Below are 5,161 nucleotides of genomic sequence, written 5' to 3'. Positions count from 1 at the left end.
CAGGTGAGCGCCGTCACGAGGATGGGCAGCATGCTCATCGACAACAGGGCGACGTAAAGTTTCGCGAACGGCACCAGCGCATGGGCCGGCTGGGGCAGATAGAAGCCGAACAGCAAACCGGATACGACCCCTGCGATGATGGTCGCCGGATGCGTGACGATTCTCAGAACTTGACGCAGCACTTCTATTTCGTCCCGGCCACTGACTGACCGAGCGCCTCCTTGCATTGATCTTTGACGCTGCCAATACTTTTCAGAATGCAACTTCGTTCCTTACCAGGGCAACTTTCCTTCACATCAGTCGTGCAGGCTTTGCTGATCTCGACGACCCGCGCAAGCCGTGCCTTACACGCGCTGGAAAATTCTGCGGCGTGTGCTTTCACGCAGTCCTTAATGCGGCCACCTCCGGGCTTGATTTCAGCGCATTTTGCCTTGATGTCGGCCGCACAGGCGCCAACTGATCGTGCCATTGCGACCGGTGCGGAGAGAAGCATTACGGCCCCAATTACCATGATACACTTCATCATAGGTCATTCTCCCAGAAGGAAAAAGAAGCAGTGCCTCACTCACTTGGCCAGCGTGTGCCCAGGCCAACCGGCTGTGTATGGTGGACGATAAACACCAGGCACTCGATTGATAGATGTCAATGACGCATCAAACGCAAAGTGCCGCTCGATAAGCAGACCGCTAGACGTGCATCAGATCATGCCGCGCGGGCGGGTCGCAGAGCCGGCTGCGCGCCATTGGCTGAATGAGACGCCGCGTGCGTCCCAATCTGCTCGTGGGTGCCTCCGATTTCCTGCGCGATCACCTTGTCCGACTTTCCAAAGGCAGATCGCCTCAATAGCAGTTTTTTAGCGCGGGCTCTACCACGACGCGCTCACCCGCCAGTTCGGTTGCGAGGCCGCTTTTCCGTTCGTCTCGAATGCGGATGTACCATTCTCAGTGCATGACGCTGAAGGACCGAGACCATACATTGGGCGGACGGTAGCGGGAAGAGTTCGATTGAGCTGCTTGGGTAAAGCTGTAACTACTGAGCAAATGTCTTGGGCGCTGCCGCGTTGATCCAAATCAAGGTTAGATGTCCTCGTTCGCGCAATTTGGAAAAAAGCCGCGGGAGGACCCTATGGAAAGCAAGGACCCATTCGATGCCGTTCGATCCATGATGGAAGACAATCTTGCAAAAGTTGGGAGCGCGACAAAGAACTATCTCGACTTGCTGCAAAAGAGCATGCTGAACGTGCCAAACGCCAACGAGGATCAAGTAAACGCGTTCAGAGCATATATCGGCCGACAGGTGGCCGCTAACCAAGCATTTGTAAGCAAGCTGTTAGGCGCCAAAAATATTCAAGAGGCTATGCAAATTCAGGTCGAGTACTTCCAGTCTCAAATGAGAACCGCCGTCAACGATGCGATGCAGCTTACGGACAAGATGGCGGCATCGTCCAAGCGTTCAGCGGGTTAAGAGCCCGCGCGCTATGGGACTACGATCCGAAGGAGAAGGTGTTTGCGGCGAATCGAGTCAGTGCAGGGGCAGAGGAACCGCGGTTTTCTTGAACCTGAATATGCGGAGGTGTCGGTGTCGCCGCAGGCCCGGCGATGTTTTCCTGGTGTCGCCCGACCCGGACGACCCAAGGGGTTTGGGTGTCCACGCATCGCTGTCATCGCATCGCTCGATCATCGAGTGCGATCAACGCATCCCGCGCGATGCGGCGGTGCCGGAGCAAATCGGCAACCGTTTCCAATTTGAAGGCGGGCACACCATGTAGCCAATCACGGTCTGGAGAGTTTGTCGTTGGCTTGACCGGACAGAGGCGTACTGATCAGAGCACCCTAGGCGGGCCGCCGGGCGGCAGTCGTCTGAAAAAGTGGAATTTTTGGGAGAGGAGACTATGTGTAGAGCGTTCCGATTGGTTGGGGCAGCCATCGTGCTGGGCTCAAGCGTCTTTTCCGTGGCCGAAGCGCGGGCGATCGAACTTACAGGCGCATGGGCGACGCACGCGGATCTATGCAACCAGATTTTCACAAGACAGGATAATAGGGTCGTGTATGCAGAGTTTTCCGAGCTTTTCGGTTCGGGCTTCATCATCGATGGCGACCGGATCAGAGGAAGAGCCGGGACCTGCATAATCAAGTCCAGGAAGCAGGAGGGCGACAGCCTGGAGCTCTCCGCAGCTTGCGCTTCGAGCATCATGACTCAGGATGTCCGATTCAGCCTCAAGATCATCGACGACAACAACATTTCCCGGTCTTTTCCTGAGATTGCGGGAATGAGCCAGAACTACACGAGATGCAAGTTCTAAGCGAACGCCTGATGCCTGCTCAAGAGGTGGTGTGTATGGGACGCTACCAATCAACATTGGTCGCCCGAACGGTGCTGAGTGCGCCGCATAGTTGCTTGTGCAGGCAGTGAGGTAGCACCGATGCTCGAACCCGCTACCAGGAAGCCGTAGCAGGTCAATGCGATCGCAATCGTTTCAAACGCTCGACGCCAAGGTCGTCTCAACGAGCCTCGTTTGGTCTAGATCAAGACCTGACCATACGTCGCCCTTTCACGGTGCCGCGACAGCGCCCGCTACGGGAGTGAGCGCAATGGTTCTTTTGGTATGCTACCCAAAGCTTGCGCTATCGTTGGTCTTCGCGGCTAGATACTAGATGGGAAGCTTCAAGATCGGGACCTTCGCTATTGGTCCGGTTGCGGGTGCTCTGTTCGCCGGGCTTCCGGTCGGACAATGTGCGCATCCAGGCCTCGGGCACGACCAAGTCCGTTCTATTTCTCGTGTTCCTGTATGAGGTCGGCTACTCCGTCGGCCCACAGTTCGCCCTAGCCTTAAAGCGAAACGGCATGAGGCCTTTGTTGCTGGCGACATGCGTGGCTTTCTTTCAGGTACTTCTACGGAGTCCGGCATCGGGAATTCTTGGCAATTTGATAACTTGGGTCCCGTAGCGTTAAGGGATCGCTTGATCAGCCGGTTCTGCCGAGTCTGACGCCACTTGGGGGGGGCATGCCGGGGTTCAGCTTCGATCGATCAACCTTGTTTGTGGCCGCCATCGCAGCGGCTGGCCTCGGTATTTTCGGCTCTACGCGAATCAGCCTCGGCAACGCGATCGTTGGCGAGACGCATAGGGTCGATCTCGGCCAGAAGGCGCCGAGCGGCATCGACGCGATCAAGGCGCAATATCGTCGGCCACTGACGATTCCGTTCCCGAAGAACAATTCCTTCACGCCCGAAAAGGCCGCGCTGGGGAAGAAGCTCTATTTCGACACACGACTGTCGGTGAGTTCGGCGCAATCCTGTGCAAGCTGCCACAGTCCCGGTTTTGGCTGGGGCGACGGGCTGGAGGTCGGCGTCGGTCACGGCATGGCAAAGCTCGGTCGACACTCGCCGACCATCGTCAATACAGCATGGGGTGCGATTTTCATGTGGGACGGCCGGCTTGCCACGCTCGAGGAGCAGGCACTCGGTCCGATCCAGTCCGCCGGCGAAATGAACATGCCGCTTGATCGGCTCGTTGCGCGGCTCTCCGCCATTCCCGAATACAAGCCGTTATTCGAGGCGGCATTTCCGGGCCAAGAGATTAATCCCAAGACACTCGCATCGGCAATCGCGACCTACGAACGTACGATCGTGTCCGAACGCGCGCCGTTCGACGCCTGGATCGAAGGCAATGAGAAGGCGATCTCCGAGGAAGCCAAGCGGGGCTTCGTGCTGTTCAACGGCAAGGCCACGTGCTCGGCCTGCCACGAGGGTTGGAATTTCACCAACGATGGTTTCCAGGATATTGGGCTGCCCAGCGCCGACGTCGGGCGCGGCGAATTCCTGCCGGGCGTCATCAAGATGAAGCACGCGTTCAAGACGCCCGGCCTGCGCGAGATAGGGCGGCGCAGCCCCTACATGCACGATGGATCGCTTGCGACACTGGAACAGGTCATCGACCATTACGACGGCGGCGGTGTCGACCGCCCGAGTCGCGCCGATCTCATGAAACCGCTCGGCCTCTCCGCGCAGGAAAAGTCGGAACTGGTTTCCTTCCTCAAGACGCTGAGCAGCGATCTCAGTCCAACCGCCGTGCCGGTTCTTCCGCGTTGATTTTGATGAACAACAATCAGGTGTCCCATGCGCAAGCTTGCTCTGTTTTCCCTTGTCATTCTCTCCGGCCTGTCGGTTGGCGCGCTTGCCGCCAATCAGATAATCCATCAACAGGGCCGCGTATTCTCGTCCGAGAGCATGACCATCAAAAAGGGCGAGGCGATCACATTCCTCAATGACGACAGCGTTCCGCACAACATCATGTCGGCCTCCAAAGGCAACGAGTTCAACCTCGGATCACAGCCGCCCGGCACGTCCACCGATGTCTCGTTCAAGGATGTCGGCGACGTGCAGGTTCTCTGCGCGATCCATCCGCGTATGAAGATGATGGTGAAAGTGACTGACTAGTCGCGCGAAGATACGCGCCGGAGATTTCCCGATGTCGATCCGCTACAAGATTTTTGGTGCGTTCATCCTCATTATCGCGCTGGCCTGCGGTCTAGCGTTTTACGGCATACGCGGCATTTCGAGTTCGGGTAACCTCGTGGTACGGCTCTATGATGGCCCCTTGATGGGCATCAATCATGCGCGGTCAGCCCATACCGCGCTGGAGGAGGCCCGCCTTGTCATGCAGCGGAGCCTCACCGAGGGCACCTCGGGAGAGGCCGTCATCAAGTTCGAAAAGCTTATCGGCAACATTTCCGAAGATCTCAATGTCGTGCGGGACCGCGTTCGCAGCGCCAATGTCAGTGCCGCGCGCGAGAAGGTCGAGAGCAAGCTGCGCGACTGGTCCAGTGCCGGCCTGAAGATCCTTAAGCAGCAGGCCGGCGGCCTGACCGAAATCCCGACGACATTCGTGGTCGCGCAACTGGGTGCCGACACAATCGCAGCGGTCGACGATCTAGTCGAAATGGTCGCCGCTTACGGCTTCGAATTTCGCACGGAGGCGGAAGCTGCCGTTGCCCAGGCCCATTCTACCATGCTGGCGCTCGCAATCGGCACGGCGCTGGTCGGCTTGCTCATCGCGGCCGGCTTCGCCTATTCGCTGAGTCGGCCGGTGTTCGCGGCCATGCACGTCGCCGAACGGGTCGCCGCCGGAAATCTCACTGACCATATCGAGGTCCGGCGCCG

The 5,161-nt window shown here is 58.1% G+C and carries 6 protein-coding genes and 2 pseudogenes; 6 read left to right on the top strand and 2 right to left on the bottom strand.

Going from position 1 to position 5,161, the window contains the following annotated elements; genetic code table 11:
• Nucleotides 1-182 (bottom strand): annotated as a pseudogene (locus C7G41_RS36655) (hypothetical protein); the annotation flags it as partial.
• Between the two features lie 2 nt (nt 183-184).
• Nucleotides 185-526, bottom strand: a complete 342-nt coding sequence (locus C7G41_RS36650; protein WP_106947054.1) for a hypothetical protein — start codon at nt 524-526, stop codon at nt 185-187.
• 599 nt (nt 527-1,125) lie between these two features.
• Here C7G41_RS36650 and C7G41_RS36645 point away from each other — a divergent pair.
• From C7G41_RS36645 to C7G41_RS36620, 6 genes and pseudogenes are all read left to right on the top strand, one after another.
• Nucleotides 1,126-1,464: a phasin family protein gene (locus C7G41_RS36645; RefSeq protein ID WP_158268094.1), complete on the top strand. Its 339-nt coding sequence runs from the start codon at nt 1,126-1,128 to the stop codon at nt 1,462-1,464.
• Between the two features lie 427 nt (nt 1,465-1,891).
• On the top strand, nt 1,892-2,302 hold the full coding sequence (locus C7G41_RS36640) for a hypothetical protein (RefSeq protein ID WP_106947052.1): 411 nt from the start codon (nt 1,892-1,894) through the stop codon (nt 2,300-2,302).
• 398 nt (nt 2,303-2,700) lie between these two features.
• Complete coding sequence (locus C7G41_RS38685) at nt 2,701-2,946, top strand: hypothetical protein (RefSeq protein WP_306768102.1); 246 nt, start codon at nt 2,701-2,703, stop codon at nt 2,944-2,946.
• A 58-nt stretch (nt 2,947-3,004) separates the two neighbouring features.
• The gene (locus C7G41_RS36630) at nt 3,005-4,090 is read left to right on the top strand and encodes a cytochrome-c peroxidase (protein WP_106947051.1); all 1,086 of its coding nucleotides are present in this window, start codon (nt 3,005-3,007) and stop codon (nt 4,088-4,090) included.
• 27 nt (nt 4,091-4,117) lie between these two features.
• On the top strand, nt 4,118-4,438 hold the full coding sequence (locus C7G41_RS36625) for a plastocyanin/azurin family copper-binding protein (protein WP_106947050.1): 321 nt from the start codon (nt 4,118-4,120) through the stop codon (nt 4,436-4,438).
• A 31-nt stretch (nt 4,439-4,469) separates the two neighbouring features.
• Nucleotides 4,470-5,161 (top strand): annotated as a pseudogene (locus C7G41_RS36620) (methyl-accepting chemotaxis protein); the annotation flags it as partial.

The organism is Bradyrhizobium sp. MOS002 (assembly GCF_003020115.1).
GTDB lineage: Bacteria > Pseudomonadota > Alphaproteobacteria > Rhizobiales > Xanthobacteraceae > Bradyrhizobium.
This window is presented reverse-complemented; position numbering and strand designations above follow the sequence as displayed.